This window comes from Kitasatospora sp. Ki12, from assembly GCF_054601375.1.
Window position 1 is genome coordinate 281,384 of sequence record NZ_BAAIHT010000002.1, and the last position, 18,095, is coordinate 299,478.

General features: G+C 76.4%; 9 protein-coding genes. 7 read left to right on the top strand and 2 right to left on the bottom strand.

Annotation, left to right across the window (positions count from 1 at the left end):
* Nucleotides 1-131 precede the first annotated feature (131 nt).
* The gene (locus tag ACYP53_RS18975) at nt 132-1,070 is read right to left on the bottom strand and encodes an ornithine carbamoyltransferase (RefSeq protein ID WP_459648199.1); all 939 of its coding nucleotides are present in this window, start codon (nt 1,068-1,070) and stop codon (nt 132-134) included.
* The gene (gene ectB / locus ACYP53_RS18980; protein ID WP_459648200.1) at nt 1,067-2,368 is read right to left on the bottom strand and encodes a diaminobutyrate--2-oxoglutarate transaminase; all 1,302 of its coding nucleotides are present in this window, start codon (nt 2,366-2,368) and stop codon (nt 1,067-1,069) included. The genes ACYP53_RS18975 and ectB overlap by 4 nt, the downstream gene beginning before the upstream one ends.
* Before the next feature lie 206 nt (nt 2,369-2,574).
* Here ectB and ACYP53_RS18985 point away from each other — a divergent pair, with 206 nt between their 5' ends.
* The 7 genes from ACYP53_RS18985 (at nt 2,575) to ACYP53_RS19015 (ending at nt 18,024) form a co-directional block, all read left to right on the top strand.
* On the top strand, nt 2,575-2,796 hold the full coding sequence (locus ACYP53_RS18985; RefSeq protein WP_189925032.1) for an MbtH family protein: 222 nt from the start codon (nt 2,575-2,577) through the stop codon (nt 2,794-2,796).
* Nucleotides 2,793-4,646 (top strand): amino acid adenylation domain-containing protein, encoded by a 1,854-nt coding sequence (locus tag ACYP53_RS18990; RefSeq protein WP_459648201.1) that lies wholly within the window; start codon nt 2,793-2,795, stop codon nt 4,644-4,646. The genes ACYP53_RS18985 and ACYP53_RS18990 overlap by 4 nt, the downstream gene beginning before the upstream one ends.
* Entirely contained in the window at nt 4,643-11,332 is a 6,690-nt protein-coding gene (locus tag ACYP53_RS18995) for an amino acid adenylation domain-containing protein (protein ID WP_459648202.1), read from the top strand. The genes ACYP53_RS18990 and ACYP53_RS18995 overlap by 4 nt, the downstream gene beginning before the upstream one ends.
* A complete protein-coding gene (locus tag ACYP53_RS19000) occupies nt 11,329-12,678 on the top strand; it encodes an MFS transporter (protein WP_459648203.1) in 1,350 nt (449 codons plus the stop codon). Before ACYP53_RS18995 ends, ACYP53_RS19000 begins: the two co-directional genes overlap by 4 nt.
* A 113-nt stretch (nt 12,679-12,791) precedes the next feature.
* Nucleotides 12,792-13,811 (top strand): 2,3-diaminopropionate biosynthesis protein SbnA, encoded by a 1,020-nt coding sequence (sbnA, locus tag ACYP53_RS19005; protein ID WP_459648204.1) that lies wholly within the window; start codon nt 12,792-12,794, stop codon nt 13,809-13,811.
* A complete protein-coding gene (gene sbnB, locus ACYP53_RS19010) occupies nt 13,805-14,806 on the top strand; it encodes a 2,3-diaminopropionate biosynthesis protein SbnB (protein WP_459648205.1) in 1,002 nt (333 codons plus the stop codon). The genes sbnA and sbnB overlap by 7 nt, the downstream gene beginning before the upstream one ends.
* The gene (locus tag ACYP53_RS19015; protein ID WP_459648206.1) at nt 14,803-18,024 is read left to right on the top strand and encodes an amino acid adenylation domain-containing protein; all 3,222 of its coding nucleotides are present in this window, start codon (nt 14,803-14,805) and stop codon (nt 18,022-18,024) included. Before sbnB ends, ACYP53_RS19015 begins: the two co-directional genes overlap by 4 nt.
* The last annotated feature ends 71 nt before the right edge of the window (nt 18,025-18,095 follow it).

Here is an 18,095-nt window from a genome sequence, read left to right on the forward strand (position 1 = left end):
CCTGAGGGGACGTGAGCACCGGTGCGTCCCGGCCGGCCGGGAGCGGCGGCGCGGCGCACGGGCCGTGAACGGGCGGCGCGCCGGGCCGACCGTTCACGACGCCGCCACCGCGCCGCCGTGCCACCGCGCGCTCAGCCGGTCCCGGCCGTGCACCACTCCAGGACGGCGCGCGCGCTGTGGTACTTGTTCTCCGCCTGCCCGAAGGCCAGGCTGAGCGGCCCGTCCAGCACGGAGGCGGTGACCTCCTCCCCCCGGTGGGCGGGCAGGTCGTGCAGGAAGACGGGCGCGGAGGTGGCGGCCATGACGGCGTCGTCCACCCGGAAGGGGTCGAACACCGAGCGCCAGTCCGGGTCGGGCTTGCTGGTGCCGGTGGTCTGCCAGCGGGTGGTGTAGACGACGTCGACCTCCGGCAGGTCGGCCATGTCGTGCCGCTGCTCGACCAGGCCGCCGCGGCGCCCGGCCTCGGCCGAGGCCCGCTCCACGTAGCGGGGGTGGACGCCGTACCCGGGCGGTGTCCGCAGGTGGAGTTCGGTGCCGGCGTAGCGGGACAGGGCGAGGGTGAGCGCGGAGGCGCTGTTGTTGCCCTCCCCCGCGTAGAGCACCCGCAGCCCGTCGACCCGGCCGAAGTGCCGGTGCAGGGTGGTGAGGTCGGCGAGGGCCTGGGTCGGGTGCTCCTCGGCGCTCATCGCGTTGATCACCGCCATGGTCTGCTGGTCGGCCAGCGCCCGCAGCTCGGCCTCGGGGCCGGTCGTCCGGGCGACCAGCACGTCGAGCATCCCGGACAGCACCCGGGCGGTGTCCTCGACGGTCTCGCCGGTGTTCTGCTGGAGGTCGTCGGGGCCGTAGCCGATGATCTGCGCGCCGAGCCGCAGCGCTCCGGCGGAGAAGGCCGTCCTGGTCCTGGTGGAGGTCTTGCGGAAGAGGATGCCGACCACGTGCTCGCGCAGCGGCCGGGCGTCCTCGGCGTGGCCGGCCGCGAACTCGGCGCCCCGGCGGACCAGGTCGTACAGCTCGCCGTCGGCGAGGTCGTCGACGGAGATCAGGTGGCGTCGGCTGGTCACGGCGCTCACCCGGCCAGGATCGCGTCGAGGACGACGGTGAGGCCGCGTTCCAGCGAGGCCCGGTCGATCACCAGCGGCGGCAGGAGTTTGACCACCTCGTCGTGCCGGCCGGCGAGTTCGACCACCAGGCCCTGGTCGAAGCAGTACCGCTGGACGCGCTCGGCCCGCTCGGGGCCGCCGGCCGCGCCGAGGTCGAGGCCGAGCACCATGCCCCGGCCGCGCGCGGTGACGCCGGGCACCTTGGCGAGGACGGTCTCGCCGAACTCGCGCAGCCGCTCGGCGTTGTCGGCCAGCGCGTCGAGGAACTCCGGCTGCTCCCAGTAGTCCCAGGCGGCCGTGGCCGCGACGAAGGCGAGCTGGTTGCCGCGGAAGGTCCCGGTGTGCTCGCCGGGCTCCCAGCAGTCGAGGTCGCGGCGCAGCAGCACCAGGGAGAGCGGCAGCCCGTAGCCGCCGATGGACTTGGAGAGGGTGATCAGGTCCGGGACGATGCCGGACTGCTCGAAGGCGAAGAAGGTTCCGGTCCGCCCGCAGCCGGACTGGATCTCGTCGGCGATCAGCAGGATGCCGTGGCGGTCCGTCAGGTCCCGCAGCCGGCGCAGCCAGTCCGCCGAGGCCGGGTAGACGCCGCCCTCCATCTGGAGCGGCTCCACGATCACGGCGGCCGGTAGGTCGGTGCCGGAGGACGGGTCGGTGAGCAGCCGCTCCAGGTAGCCGATGGAGTCGAACGCGCCGTGCGGGCCGTCCTCGTAGGGGACGAAGGTGACGTCCTGGGCGAGGACGCCGCCGGCCCGGCGGGCGCGCCGGCTGCCGGTGACCGCCAGCGAGCCCTGCGACATGCCGTGGAAGCCGCCGGTGAAGGCGACCAGCCCGCGGCGCCCGGTGGCCTTGCGGGCCAGCTTGAGGGCGGCCTCGACGGCGTCGGTACCGGTCGGGCCGGTGAACTGGACCTTGTGGTCGAGTCCGCGCGGGCGCAGCAGCACCTCGTCCATCCTGGCCAGGAAGTCCCGCTTGGCGACGGTGTACATGTCCAGGCCGTGGCTGACGCCGTCGGCGGCGAGGTAGGCGGCCAGCTTCCGCTTGATCGGGTCGGGGTTGTGGCCGTAGTTGAGGGCGCCGGCGCCGCAGAAGAAGTCGAGGAAGACCCGGCCGTCCTCCGCGTACAGTTCCGCGCCCTTGGCCCGCTCGAAGACCACCGGGAACTTCCGGCAGTAGAGCCGGACGTCGGCCTCCATGGTCTCGAAGAGGGCGTGGTCGCCGGGGGCCGGCGGCTCTCCGGGCGCGGCCGGCGCGGTCCGTTCGACGGTCATGTGTGTCCTTTCCGACGCGGCGGGGTCCGGCCAGCATTCCGGCGCGGCGCGGGCCGGCAGAAGAGAAGGACCAGCAGTCCTGCGGGCAGCGGGGCTGCCGGATTCTCGGCCGCTTCTTCCCTATGGCGCCCGGCCCGCGGCGGGCGAGTCTTCCTGTCGCGGCGCCCCGGCCGAGCGGGCGCCCGCCCCTGCGAGAGGAGAGCGGAATGGCCGACGAGAGCACCGACCCGCGCACGTACTGGGTGGTCCGCAACGACGAGGAGCAGTACTCGATCTGGCTGGCCGACCGGGAGCTCCCGCTGGGCTGGCACCGGGAGGGCACGGAGGGCCCCAAGCAGGACTGCCTGGACCACATCGACACCGTCTGGACGGACATGCGTCCGCTGAGCCTGCGGGTGCGCATGGAGCGGGAGACCCGGCCGGCATGAACACCGTGGTTGGCCGCGCCGACGCACCCCTGCCCGACCGGTGCGTGCACGAGTGGTTCGCGGGACGGGCGTCGGGCACGCCGGACGTGACGGCCCTGGAGTTCGGCGGACGGCGGCTGACCTACGCCGAACTGGACTCCCGGGCCAATCAGTTGGCCCATCTGCTGCGCGCCCGCGGGGTCGGTCCCGACGCCCCGGTCGCGGTGTGCGCGCAGCGCAGCCCGGAGGTGGTGACCGCGCTGCTGGCCGTGCTCAAGGCGGGCGGTCACTACCTGCCGCTGGATCCGGAGTACCCGGCCGAGCGGCTCGCCTTCATGGTGGCCGACTCGGGCGCCAGGGTCCTGCTGGTCGAGCCGGAGCTCGCCGGCCGGTTCGCGGCCACCGGCCTGGAGCGGGTGGCGATCGAGCCGGACTGGTCGGCGGCGGCCGGCCTGCCGACCACGGCTCCCGCGTCGGGGGCCGTGCCGGACGACCTGGCCTACGTGATGTACACCTCGGGCTCCACCGGCCGCCCGAAGGGGGTCGGGGTCACCCACCGCAACGTGCTGCGCCTGGTCCACGAGGCCGACTACGCGGACCTCGACCCGGGGCAGGTGGTGCTGATGCTCGCCCCGCTCTCCTTCGACCTCTCCACCTTCGAGGTCTGGGGCGCGCTGTGCAACGGCGCCCGGCTCGCCGTGCTGCCGCAGGGCGTGCCGACGGCGGCCTCGATCGAGGAGGCGGTGCGCCGGCACGCCGTCAGCGTGGCGCTGCTGAGCACCGGGCTGTTCCAGCACGTGGTGCGCACCCGGCCCGGCGCGCTGGCGACGGTGCGCCAGGTCCTGGTCGCCGGGGACGTGGCGCCGCCGGCCGAGGTGCGGATGCTGGTGGAGCGGGGCGTGGAGGTGGTCAACGGCTACGGGCCGACCGAGTGCACCACCTTCTGCGCCGCGCGGCGCGGGGTCACCCTGGCCGAGACCCGGGGCTCGATCCCGATCGGCCGGGCCATCACCCGGACCACCCTGTACGTGGTGGCGGAGGACGGCGTCACCCGGGTGCCGGCCGGCGAGTCCGGCGAACTGCTGGTCGGCGGGCCGGGGGTGGCCCGCGGCTACCACGGCCGCCCGGCGCTCACCGCCGAGCGCTTCGTCCCGGACCCGTACGGCACGGTGCCCGGCGCCCGGCTCTACCGCACCGGGGACCTCGTCACCGAGGGCGCCGACGGCCTGCTGCTCTTCCACGGCCGGCGCGACCAGCAGGTCAAGATCAACGGCCACCGGATCGAACTCGGCGAGGTCGAGGCCGCGTTGGGCAACCACCCGGAGGTCCGGGCGGCGGTGGCCGCGGTGCGGCCGACCCCGGCCGGGGACAAGCAACTGGTCGGCTACGTGGTGTCGGACACCCTCGACCGGCCGGGCCGCCCGCTGCGCGAGTACCTGCGGGGGCTGCTGCCCGAATACCTCGTCCCGACCGCCTGGGTGCGGCTGCCCGCGCTCCCGCTGAACCCCAACGGCAAGGTGGACCGGGCCGCGCTGCCGACCCCCGGCGACGACCCGGCGAAGGCGCCGGTCACCGCGCCGCGCACCCCGGTCGAGCAGGCCGTCGTCGAGGTCTGGTCCGAACTGCTCTCGGTGGCCGCGATCGGCGTGCACGACGACTTCTTCGAGCTCGGCGGGCACTCGCTGCTGGCCACCGAGGTGACCGCCCTGCTGGGCGAGCGCTTCCCGGTCGAGCTGCCGGTGAGCGCGGTGTTCGACGCCCGTACCCCGGCCCTGCTCGCCGAACGGCTGCGGGTGGCGATCACCGAGCGGGTCGAGCAACTTTCCGATGCAGAGGTGGAGTCGATGTTGTCTCAGGTGATCGAGGGATGAGCGCTCCGCTGACCGGCCCTCCCCCCGCCGACCCGACCGGCTCGGCCGGCACGACGGGCGCTTCCGACCTGACCGACCCGGCCGACGCGACGGGCACGGCCGACCCGACCGGGCAGGCCGAGCGGCGCCGGGCGCTGTTGGACGGCCTGCTGCGCGGCTCGGCCCGGCCCGCCGCTCCCGGCGGCGCCGCCGAGCAGGCCCTCCCCCGGGTCGCCCGCGGCGGCCCGCTGCCGCTCTCCTTCGCCCAGCAGCGGCTGTGGCTGCTGGAGCAGCTGCGCCCCGGCACCGCCGAGTACGTGCTGCCGGTCGGCTGGGAGCTGCGCGGCCCGCTGGACGTGACCGCGCTGCGCCGCGCGCTGGCCGAGGTGTCGGCCCGTCACGAGGTGCTGCGCACCCGCTACCTGGAGGTCGACGGCGAACCGCGGCAGCTGCCGCTGGCCGAGGCCGCACCGGAGTTCGAGCTGGTGGACCTCGCCGGGCTGCCCGCGGACGACGCGCGGGACCGGCTGGACGGGCTCGTCGGGCAGCTCGCCCGCACCCCCTTCGACCTCACCGCCGGCACCCCGCTACGGGCCCGGCTGGTCCGCCTCGCCGAGGACCACCACGTCCTCGTCCTGGCCTTCCACCACATCGCCTTCGACGGCCACTCGGTCGGCGTCCTCGCCGCCGAACTCGGCGCCCTCTACCCGGCGTTCGCCGAGGGCAGGCCCAGCCCGCTGGCGCCGCCCGCGGTGCAGTACGCGGACTGGGCCGGCTGGCAGCGCGAGGCGCACTCGGCCGCCGCGACCGCCGGCCAGCTCGACTACTGGCGGCGGAAGCTGGCCGGATCGGCCGCGCTGGAGCTGCCCGCCGACCGGCCCCGGCCGCCGGTCTTCGACCCGGCGGGCGCGATCCTGCCGTTCACCGTGCCGGCCGGGACGGCCCGCGCCCTGACCGCCTGGGGCCGGACCCGCGGCGCGACCCCGTTCATGCTGCTGCTGGCCGCGTTCAAGCTGCTGCTGGCCCGGCACGCCGGCCGCTCGGACGTCACCGTCGGCGCCCCGCTGGCCGGCCGCACCCGGCCGGAGGCCCGGGAGCTGCTCGGCTTCTTCGTCAACACCCTGGTGCTGCGCACCGACCTGTCCGGGGAGCCGACCTTCGAGGAGGCCGTCGACCGGGTCCGGGAGACCGCGCTGGGCGCCTTCGCGCACCAGGACGTCCCGTTCGAGCGGCTGGTGGACGAGCTGGGCGCCGAGCGCGACCTCGCCCGCAACCCGCTGTTCCAGGTGATGTTCGCCTACAACGGGGCGGGCGCCGGCGCCGGCTTCGGCGGCGCAGGGCTGAGCGCCACCCCGTACCCGACGCCCTGGCACAGCGCCAAGTTCGACCTGACGCTGCACCTGACCGAGGCGCCCGACGGCTCGCTCTCCGGCGTGGTCGAGTACGCCACCGCGCTGTTCACCCCGGAGCGGGCGGCCGTGCTGGCCGAGCACTTCACCGCGCTGCTGGACGCGGTCGCCCACGACCCGGGCACGACCGTGACCGGTGCCACCCTGTTCTCGCCCGAGGAGCGCGCCCGGCTGGAGCGGTGGAACGACACCTCGGTGCGCTACCCCGAGGGCGAGCTGCTGCACGTCCTGGTCGAGCGGCAGGCCGAGCGCACTCCGGCGGCGGTCGCCGTCCGCTTCGAGGAGGACGAACTCGACTACCGCGGGCTGCAGTCCCGCGCCGAGGCGCTGGCCCGCCGGCTGCGGGCGCTGGGCGTCGGCCCGGAGCGCACCGTGGCCGTCTGCCTGAACCGGGGGCTGGAGCTGCCGGTGGCGCTGCTGGCGGTGCTCCGGGCCGGCGGCGCGTACCTGCCGCTGGACCCGGGCTACCCGGCGGAGCGGCTGGCCCACATGCTCACGGACTCCGCCGCGCCGGTCGTGCTGACCACCGCCGACCTCGCGGCCGCGCTGCCCCCGCACCGGGCCCGCGTCCTGCTGCTGGACGCCGAGCCGGCCGAGGAGCCCGCCGAGTCCGGGAGCCCCGTGACCGTGGACCCGCTGCACCCGGCCTACGTCATCTACACCTCGGGCTCCACCGGCCGTCCCAAGGGCGTGGTCTGCACCCACCAGGGGGTGGTCAACCGGCTGCGCTGGATGCAGGACGCCTACCGCCTCACCGAGGCCGACCGGGTGCTGCAGAAGACCCCGTACAGCTTCGACGTCTCCGTCTGGGAGCTGTTCTGGCCGCTGATCACCGGCGCGACCCTGGTGATGGCCCGGCCGGACGGCCACCGCGACCCCGGCTACCTCGCCCGGGTCATCGCCGACCAGGGCGTCACCACCCTGCACTTCGTACCCGCGATGCTCCGCGCCTTCCTGGCCACGGTGCCCGCCGACGCCACCGTTCCCGCCGACGCCACCGCGCCCGCCGACGCCACGGTGCCCGCCGACGCCACGGTGCCCGCCGACGCCCCACCCGCCGGGCTGCGGCTGGTCCTGTGCAGCGGCGAGGCCCTGCCCGACGACCTGGCCGAGGCCTGCCACCGCCACCCGGTGACCGGCGGCGCCGCGCTGCACAACCTGTACGGCCCCACCGAGGCCAGCATCGACGTCACCGCCGCCCCGTGCCGGCCCGGCGAGCGAGTCACCATCGGCACGCCCGTCGCCAACACCCGGGTCCACGTGCTGGACGACGGCCTGGCCCCGGTGCCGGTGGACGTCCCCGGGCAGCTGTGCCTGGCGGGCGTCCAGCTCGCCCGCGGCTACCTCGGCCGGCCCGCGCTGACCGCCGAGCGCTTCGTCCCCGACCCCGACCCGGGCAACCCCGGCGGACGGCTCTACCTGACCGGCGACCTCGCCCGGCGCAACCCCGACGGCACGATCAGCTACCACGGCCGCGGCGACCACCAGGTGAAGCTGCACGGGCACCGGATCGAGCTCGGCGAGATCGAGGCCGTGCTGCGCACCCACCCGCTGGTCGCCGACGCCGTGGCCGCGCTGCACGGCGTGCCCGGCGGCGAGCGGCTGACCGCGCACGTCGTTGCGGCCGACCCGGCCGCCGCCCCGGCCGCCGCCGGACTCCAGGCCCACCTGCGGCTGTCGCTGCCCGAGCACATGGTCCCCAGCGCGTGGACCAGCCTGCCCCGGCTTCCGCTGACGCCGAGCGGCAAGCTGGACCGCGCGGCCCTGCCCGATCCGGTGCCGCAGGCCGCCGCCGAGCACGTCCCCCCGCGCACCCCGGTCGAGCACCTGGTCGCCCGGGCGTGGGCGGCGGCCCTGGGGGTCTCCCGGGTCGGCGTGCACGACACCTTCTTCGACCTCGGCGGCGACTCCATCCTCGCCATCCGCGCCGTCGGCCGGCTGCGCGAGCAGGGGCTCGACGTCTCCGTCCAGGACCTCTTCCGGTACCGGACCGTGGGCCTGCTCGCCGAGGCCCTGGCGCCCCGCGCGGCCGGCCGGCGGGCCGAGCCCACCGCGCCCTTCGCGCTGCTCGCCCCGGGCGACCGCGAGCGCCTGCCGGGCGGCCTGACCGACGCGTACCCGCTGTCCCTGGTGCAGGCCGGGATGGCGTACGAGATGCTGGCCGGCGCGGCCCGGGGCATGTACGTCAACGTCCTGAGCTACCCGGTGCGCGAGGAGGACGACGGCTTCGCGCCCGACGCGCTGCGCGCCGCCGCCGCGCTGCTGGCCGAGCGGCACGAGATCCTGCGGACCTCGGTCGACCTGTCCGGCCACGGCGAGCCGCTCCAGCTGGTGCACGCCGAGGCGCGCATCCCGCTGGAGGTCCACGACCTGCGCGGGCTCTCCCCCGAGCGGCTCCGGGCCGAACTCACCGCCGCCACGGCGCGCGAGCAGTCCACGCCCTTCGACCTGGCCGCCGCCCCGCTGCTGCGGCTGGTCGCGCACCGGACCGACGACCGGCGCTGGCGGCTGACGGTCGTCTACGCCCACACCATCCTCGACGGCTGGAGCCAGAACTCCCTGGTGCCCGAACTCCTCGGCTACTACCGGGCGTTGCGCGAGGGCCGGGACCCGCGGCCGCCGGCCCCGCCGGCCACCCGGTTCGCCGACACGATCGCGCTGGAGCGCCGCTCCCTGGAGTCCGCGGCGGACCGCGGGTTCTGGCGCGAGCGGGTCGCCCGGCACGCCCCGTGGCGGGTCCCCGAGGGCTGGTCGCACCCGGAGCGGCACCGTACGGACGACGGCGCCGAGGACGCCGTCCACCGGGTCGCCCGGGTGGGCTTCGCCGACCTGCTCCCGGGCCTGCGCGCGGTCGCCACCGGGGCCGGGGTCCCATTGAAGAGCGTGCTGTTCGCCGCCCATCTGACCGTGCTCGGCCTGTTCGGCGGCTCCACCGACGGCCCGGCGGCGTTCACCTCCGGGCTGGTCTGCAACGCCCGTCCCGAGACGGCCGACGGCGACCAGGTGCGCGGCATGTTCCTCAACACCGTGCCGTTCCCGGTGGTCCTGGACGCGGCCGACTGGCCCGCGCTGGCCCGGTCCGTCTTCGCCGAGGAGACCGCGCTCTGGCCGCACCGGCACCACCCGCTGCCCGCCATGCAGCGCGCCTGGGGCCAGGACACCCCGCTGGTGGACGTGTTCTTCAACTACACCGACATGCACGTGCTGGCCGGTGAGGGCATCGACGCGGACGAGGTCGAGGACCGGACGCCGAACGAGTTCGGCCTCTCGGTGTCCACCGTGCCCGGCACGGTCCTCCTGGAGGCCGCCGCGGCACGGATCGGCGCCGAGGAGCTCGCCCTGCTCGCCCGGACCTACCGTCATGTGCTGGCCGGCCTGGTCGCCGACCCGCAGGCGGACCCCCGCGCCGTCACGCTGCCGCCCGCCGACCGCCGCGCCCTGCTGCCCGCCGGACCGCCCGTCACCGCGGCGCAGGACGGACCGACCGTGCTGGAGCTGTTCCACCGGCAGGCCGAGCGCACCCCCGACGCGGTGGCGCTGGTCTGCGGCGAGCAGCGGATCGACTACGCCGGGCTGCGCTCGCGCGCCAACCGGCTGGCCCACCACCTGCGCTCGCTGGGCGCCGGCCCGGGCACCGTGGTCGGGCTGCTGCTGGACCGCGGCCCCGAGCTGCTGACGGCGATGCTGGGCGTGCTCGGCTCCGGCGCGGCCTACCTTCCGGTCGACCCGGCCCTGCCCGAGGACCGGATCCGCTTCCTGTTCGACGACTGCGCCAGCCCCCTGGTCGTCACCGACCGCGCGCTGTCCGCCCGGCTCGCCGCCGGCGGGCCCGCCGAGGGCCGCCGGCTGGTGCTGACCGACGCCCACCGGGCGGAGATCGCCGCGCACCCGGACACCGCGCCCGCGGTCCCCGTCGACCCGGCCGCCCTGGCCTACGTCATCCACACCTCCGGCTCCACCGGCCGGCCCAAGGGCGTCATGGTCACCCACGGCGGCCTGACCGGCTTCCTGACCGCCATGGCCGAGCAGGTGCCGCTGCGGCCGGACGACGCGGTGGCCGCGCTGACCACGGTCTCCTTCGACCCCTCCGTGCTGGAGCTGTACCTCCCGCTGCTCGCGGGCGGCCGGGTCGTCCTCGCCGGCACCGAGGAGGCCAGGGACCCGCTGCGGATGGCCGAACTGCTCGACCGGACCGGCCCGGCCGTCGTCCAGGCCACCCCGGTCACCCTGCGGATGCTGCTGGACGGCGGCTGGAAGGCCCCCGCCGGGCTGCTGGTGCTCAGCGGCGGCGAGCGGCTCACCACCGACCTGACCGACCGGCTCACCGCCGGCGGCGCCCGGGTCTGGGACCTGTACGGCCCCACCGAGACCACCGTCTGGGCCACCGTCACCCGGCCGGGCACCGACCCCGGCGGGGCGCCGTGGTCCGTCCTGGGCAACACCCGGCTGTACGTCCTCGACGGGCGGCTGGAGCCGGCCCCGGACGGCGTGGTCGGCGAGATCCACCTGGGCGGCTCCGGCCCGGCCCGGGGCTACCTCGGACGGCCCGGCACCACCGCCGGCGCATTCCTGCCCGACCCGTACGGCGGGGCACCCGGGGCCCGGATGTACCGCACCGGCGACCTCGGCCGCCGGCGCCCGGACGGCGGCGTGGAGCTGCTCGGCCGGGCCGACCACCAGGTGAAGATCCGCGGCCACCGGATCGAGCCCGGCGAGATCGAGACGGCGCTGCTCTCCTGCCCGGAGGTGCGGGCCGCAGTGGTCCAGCCGGTGACCCTGCCGACCGGCGAGGTCGAACTGGTCGCCCACCTGGAGCCGGTGCCCGGCGCCCGGGTGCCCGAGCACGGCGAGCTGCGCGACCGGCTGCTGGCGACCCTGCCCGACTACATGGTCCCGGCCGCCTTCGCGGTCCTCGACGCGCTGCCCCTGACGCCCTCCGGCAAGGTCGACCGGCGACGCCTGCCCGCCGTCGAACCCGGCGCGGACGTCCAGGAGTTCGTCGAGCCCAGGGACGAGGCCGAACGGACCGTCGCGGCCGCCTGGTCCGAGATCCTCGGCCACCGGCGGATCGGCGCGCACGACAACTTCTTCACCCTCGGCGGGCACTCCGTGCTGGCCACCCGGATCGCCCTGCGGCTGCGCGAGGCGACCGGCCGGGACGTGCCGGTGCGGGCGGTCTTCGACCGCGCCACGGTGGCCGCGCTGGCCGCCGCCCTGCCCGACTACCCCGAGGCGGGCGCGGCCGCCGCGCTGCCGCTGCTGGGCGCCCGCCGGGCCCGCCGGGGCGGTGCCCGGTGACGGCCGCCGCCGAACGGCCCGAGGCCGACGACCCGCCCCTGCACCGCAACCGGGACTTCGTCCTGCTGTGGACCGGCTCGGCCCTGTCCATGCTGGGGTCGACGGGTGCCACCGTCGCCTACCCGCTGCTGGTCCTGGCCGTCACCGGCTCGGCCGCCGACGCGGGGCTCGCCGGGTTCACCGCGCTGCTGCCGCTGCTGCTCCTCCCGCTGCCGGCCGGGGCGCTGGTGGACCGCGTGGACCGCAAACGCCTGATGATCTGGTGCGACGTCGTCCGGGGGGCCGGCGCGCTGAGCATCGTGCTCGCGCTGGCCCTCGACCGGCTGACCCTGACGCAGATCCTGCTGGTCGGCTTCGTCGAGGGCAGCCTGACGGTCTGCCACGAGCTGGCCTCCCACGTCGCCGTCCCGCACCTGGTGCCGAAACGCCGGCTGACCGAGGCGCTGTCGCGCAACGAGGCCCGCGAACGGGCGGCGGTCACCCTCGGCACCCCGCTGGGCGGCGCGCTCTTCGGGGTGGCCCGGGCGCTGCCCTTCCTGCTGGACGCGATCAGCTACGCGGTGTCCGTGGTGACGCTGCTGCTGATCCGCAAGGACTTCCAGGCCGCGCCCGGCGGGGCCCCGGAGTCCGACGGCGCGGCCCCGGAGTCCGACAGCGCGGCCGACGGCGCCGGGCCGCCCGCCAAGCCGCTCGCCGAGCTGGCCGCCGGGTTCGCCTGGCTGTGGCGCCAACCGTTCCTGCGCACCGCCGCCCTGGCCGTCGCCGGCAGCAACCTGCTGTTCCGGGCGCTGTTCCTGGTCGTCGTGGTGCTCGCCGACGAGCGCGGCGCCTCCCCCACCGGGATCGGCGTCCTGCTGGGGGTCGCGGGGGCGGGCGGCGTGCTCGGCTCCACCGCCGCCTCCTGGTGCCGGCGGCGCCTGCCGCTGCCGGCCGTGGTGATCGGCGCCAACTGGGCCTGGGCCCTGCTCGCGGTCGGCCTGCTCCTCGCCGACGACCTCTACCTCACCGGCGCGCTCTACGCGCTGATGTGGTTCGTCGGCCCGATCTGGAACGTCGCCGTCGCCACCCAGCAGCTCTCCACCACCCCGGACCACCTCCAGGGCCGGGTGTCCGGCGCGAGCAGCGTGCTGTCCGGCGGAGCCCTGCCGCTCGGCTCGCTCGCCGGCGGGCTGCTGCTCCAGTGGTACGGCACCGGGACGGCCCTGGCGGCGCTCGCCGTCTGGATGGTCCTGCTGGCGGGCGCGGTGACGCTCAGCAAGGCCGTCCGGCAGGGCCCGGCCGCCCCCGACGACCCCCCGGCGAGCGACCCGGCGCTCCCCGCCCCGACGGACGCGCCCGCCGTCTAGGGCGCCCGGCCCGTCCGACCTCTCCCCGACGCTCTCACGAGGAGTACCGCCATGACCCGTACCCCAACGACACCCCCGGCCCGGGCCGGGCGCGACCCGCGCGCGGGCGTCCGGTGACGGCGCCCCCGGCCGACGGGGTGCCCGGCGGTGTGCTGTCCACCGTCGGCGCCACCCCGCTGGTCGAGCTCACCCGGATCTTCCCGGACAGCGGCTTCCGCACCTACGCCAAGCTGGAGGCACACAACCCCGGCGGCAGCATCAAGGACCGCTCCGCGCTGAACATGCTCGTCGACCGGATCCGCTCCGGCGCGCTCACCCCCGGCAAGTCCGTGGTGGTGGAGTCCAGTTCCGGCAACCTCGGGATCGGCCTGGCCCAGGTGTGCCGGTACTTCGGAGTGCGCTTCGTCTGCGTGGTGGACGCCCGGACCAACCAGCAGAACATCGCCGTGATGCGGGCCCTGGGCGCCGAGGTCGAGGTGGTGACCGAGTGCGACCAGGGCACCGGCGAGTACCTGCCGGTGCGGCTGCGCCGGGTGCGCGAACTGGTCGCCGGCATCCCGTACGCCTACTGCCCGGACCAGTACGCCAACCCGCTGAACGCCCGGGCGCACCGGCAGACCATGCGGGAGATCGTCGAGGAGCTGGACGGCCGGGTCGACTACCTGGTGTGCGCCACCAGCTCCTGCGGCACCCTGCGCGGCTGCGCCGAGTACGTGCGCGAACGCGGCCTGACGACCCGGATCGTGGCCGTCGACGCGGTCGGCAGCGTGATCTTCGGCGGGACCGCCGGGCCCCGGCTGATCCCCGGTCACGGCGCCTCGGTGCGGCCCGCGCTGTTCGGCGCGGACCTGGCCGACGAGGTGGTGCACGTCGACGACCTGGACTGCCTGGTGGGCTGCCGCGCGCTGGCCCGCCGGGAGGCGATCCTGGCCGGCGGCTCCTCCGGCGCGGTGCTCAGCGCCCTCGACCGGATCCGCCCGCGGGTGCCAGCCGGGTCCGTCTGCGCCGTCGTCCTGCCCGACCGGGGAGAGCGCTACCTGGACACGATCTACAACGACGACTGGGCGGCCGAGCACTTCGGCGACGCCGCCGACCTGTGGAAGGACCCATCGGTGGAGGTGGCAGCATGCTGATCCTGGGCGCCCGCGACGTACGGCAGGCACTGGACGGGCGGGAGCGGGAGGTGCTCGCGGCGGTCCGCGAGGCCTACGTCCGGCACGCGCGGGGCGAGAGCGCGATCCCGCACTCGGTGTTCCTGCGCTTCCCCGAGGACGAGCGCAACCGGATCATCGGCCTGCCCGCCTACCTGGGCGGGGAGCGGCCGGTGGCCGGGATGAAGTGGATCTCCTCCTTCCCCGGCAACCTGGAGCTGGGCCTGGAGCGCGCCTCGGCGGCGATCATCCTCAACTCGATGCGCACCGGACACCCCGAGGCCCTGATCGAGGGGTCCCTGGTCTCGGCCCGGCGCACCGCCGCGAGCGCCGCGCTGGCCGCCGCCACCCTGGCCGGGGAGCAGCCCGACACCGGGGCCGCCCTGATCGGCTGCGGCGTGATCAACTTCGAGGTGCTCCGCTTCCTCCGGGTGGTGCTGCCCGCCCTGGACACCGTCACCCTGTACGACCGGGACCGCGGCCGGGCGGAGGGGTTCGCCGCCCGCTGCGCGCGGGAGCAGCCGGGCCTGAAGACCGCCGTGGTGGACCGGCCCGAGGCGGCGCTGGCCGCCCACCCGCTGGTCAGCCTCGCCACCACCGCCGCCGCCCCGCACCTGGACACCGCGCCCTGCCGGCCGGGCACGCTGGTGCTGCACGTCTCGCTGCGCGACCTGACGGTGGAGTCCGTGCTCTCGGCGGTCAACGTGGTCGACGACCCGGACCACGTGTGCCGCGCCGCCACCTCGCTGCACCTGGCCGAACAGGAGTCCGGCGGCCGGGAGTTCATCAGCGCCACGATCGGCGGCCTGCTCGCCGGGCCGGGCCCGCGGCCGCGCGACCCGAAGCGCACCACCGTGTTCTCCCCGTTCGGCCTGGGCATCCTCGACCTCGCGCTGGCCGACCTGGTGCGCCGCGGCGCCGAGGCCGGGGGCGGCGGCACCCGGCTGGACGGCTTCCTCCCCGGCGGCGCGCCGTGACCGCCCGGCCCGCCGCCCTGGCTCCACCGGAGCTGCGGCGGTACCTGGCGGACGCGACCGGCCCCGACCGGCCGTACCCGCTGGAGCAGTGCGTCCACCAGCTGTTCGAGCGGCAGGCCCGGCTGACCCCCGACGCGGTCGCGCTGGTCTGCGAGGGCGTCGAACTGGGCTACGCCCGGCTCAACGAGCGCGCCAACCGGCTGGCCCACCGGCTGCGGGCGGCCGGGGCCGGGCCGGAGGCCCTGGTCGGGGTCCGGCTGGAGCGGGGGGTCGACCTGGTGGTGGCCCTCCTGGCGGTGCTCAAGTCCGGGGCCGGGTACGTGCCGCTCGACCCCGAGCACCCGCCGCTGCGCACGGCCGCCGTCCTGGCGGAGAGCGGCGCGGCCCTGCTGGTCACCGACGCGGTGACGGCAGAGGCCGCCGAGCACGCCGGGGTGCGGCCGGTCGTCCCGGCGGACGAGCCCGGCCGGCCCTCCCACGACCCGGCCCCGGCGGCCGGGCCGGACCACCCGGCGTACGCGATCTTCACCTCCGGCTCGACCGGCCGGCCCAAGGGCGTCGTGGTGCCGCACCGGGGGGTGGTCAACCGGCTGCTGTGGATGCGAGACGACTGCGGGCTGGCCGAGGGCAGCCGGGTGCTGCAGAAGACGCCCGCCACCTTCGACGTGTCGGTCTGGGAGTTCTTCGGCCCGCTCGCGGTCGGCGGCACGCTCGTCCTGGCCCGGCCCGGCGGCCACCGGGACCCGGCCTACCTGCACCGGGTGCTGGCCGAACAGCGGGTGGACACCGTGCACTTCGTCCCCTCGATGCTGCGGGAGTTCCTCGCCGACCTGCGGGCCCGGCGCGCCCACGGCGGCCCGCCCGAACTGCCCGACCTGCGCCGGATCGTGTGCAGCGGCGAGGCGCTCGGCCCGGACCTGGTCCGCGAGGTGCACGAGCTCCTCGACTGCGAGCTGTTCAACCTGTACGGGCCCACCGAGGCGGCGGTGGACGTCACCGCCGAGCGCTGCCTGCCCGGCGCCCCGGTCACCATCGGCCGGGCGGTCGCCAACACCCGGACCTACCTGCTCGACCCCGACGGGGTGCCCGTACCCCCGGGCACGGCAGGCGAACTCTGCCTGGCCGGCGTCCAGTTGGCCCGCGGCTACCTCGGCCGGCCCGGCCTCACCGCCGCCGCCTTCCGGCCCGACCCGTACGGCCCGCCCGGCGCCCGGCTCTACCGCACCGGGGACCTGGCCCGCCGACGGGTGGACGGACGGATCGAGTACCTGGGCCGGCTCGACCACCAGGTGAAGATCCGCGGCCTGCGGATCGAACTCGGCGACGTGGAGGCCGCGCTGGCCTCCCACCCGCAGGTGCACGCCGCCGTGGCGGCGGCGCACCCGGCCGCCACCGGCGGCAGCCGGCTGGTCGGCTACCTGGTCGGCGTCGTCCCCGACGCGCCCGACCTCACCGAGCTGCGCAAGCACCTGGGCGAACTGCTCCCCGACTACATGGTCCCCACCGCCTGGGTACGGCTCGCCGAACTGCCGCTCACCGCGAGCGGCAAGACCGACCGCAAGGCGCTGCCCGCCCCCGACGACGGCCGCCCGGAGCTCACCACCGCCTACCTGGCCCCGCGCACCCCGACCGAGCGGGCCCTGGTCGGCGTCTGGGAACAGGCCCTGGGGGTGGCCCCGATCGGCGTCCGGGACCGCTTCCTCGACCTGGGCGGCCAGTCCCTGATCGCCACCCGGATCTGCTCCCGGCTGCGGGCGCTCACCGGCGCCGCGCCCTCCCCCGCCGACCTGCTGGCCCGGCCCACCGTCGAGGACCTGGCCGCCCTGCTGGACGCGGCCGGACCGACCGCCGCACCGGAGGCCGGCCGCACCGTACCGCCGCGCCCGCCCGGGCCGGTTCCGCTCTCCTCCGAGCAGCACCGGCTCTGGTTCCTGGACCGGCTCACCCCGGGCAGCACCGAGTACACCATGTACGACGCGCACCGGCTGCGCGGCCGGATCGACCTCGCCGCACTGCACCAGGCCCTGCGGGCGACCGTGAACCGGCACGCCGCGCTGCGCACCACCTTCGAGTCCGTCCGCGGCGTCCCGCACCAGGTGGTGCACCCGGACCCGCCGAGCCTCCCGGAGCTGGTGGACCTCACCGACGCGCCGCCCGGCGAGCGCGAGAAGCGGGCCCGCCGAGCCGTACGGGAGGAGGTGGCCCGGCCGTTCGCGCTGGACCGCGGCCCGCTGCTGCGCCTGGTCCTGCTCACCCTCGGGCCGGAGGACCACGTGCTGCTCGCGGTGGTCCACCACATCGTCTCCGACGACTGGTCGATGGGCGTGTTCTGGCGCGACCTGTCCGAGTGCTACCGGGCCGCGCTGGCCGGCCGCGCCCCCCGGCTGCCGGAACTGCCCGTCGACTACCCGGACTACGCGGCCTGGCAGCGCGCCGAGGCCGACACCGCGGACCGCACCGCCGCCGACCTCGACCACTGGCTGCGCCACCTCCGGGCGCCGCTGCCCGTCCTGGAGCTGCCCGCCCCGGGGCCGCCCGGCGACCACCCCCGGCCGCCGCTGCGCGGACGGCGGGACACCGTCGTCGACTTCACCCTGGACCCGGCGGTCACCGCCGCGCTGAACCGGACGGCCGGCGAGGCCGGCGCCACCCCGTTCATGGCGCTGCTCTCCTGCTTCTCGGCCGTGCTCACCGGGGCCGCCGGAACGGACGACCTGGTCGTGGCCACCTTCACCGCCAACCGACCGGTGGCCGAACTCACCGACCTGGTCGGCCTGTTCGTCAACACCCTGGCGCTGCGCACCCCGGTGGGGCGGCGCGAGCCGTTCACCCAGGTACTGGCCCGCACCAGGGCCACCGCGCTCGCCGCCTACCGTCACCAGGGCCTGCCGTTCGACCGGGTGGTGACGGCGCTGCGCCCACCGCGCGACCCGAGCCGCAACCCGGTCGCCCAGGCCGGCTTCCAGCTGCTCGGCCCGCTCACCGGCCGGGTCGACCTCCCCGGGGTCGTCGCCGAACCGTACGACCACGGGCAGGGCGGGCACCCCTTCGACGTCCTGGTCGACCTGCGGGAGAACGGCGGCGCCCTGGACGGCCGGCTGCACTACCCGGAGGGGCTGCTGACCGGAGCGGCGGCCCGCGACCTGGCCACCGCGTTCACCCGGTTCGTCGCGGCCGCCGCCGAGCGACCCGGCCTCCCGGTGGAGCGGCTCGGCTGAGGACCGGCCCCGACGGCGGCCGGGACCCCCGCACGGATGCGGACGGGGGTCCCGGCCGCCGTCGGCATGCC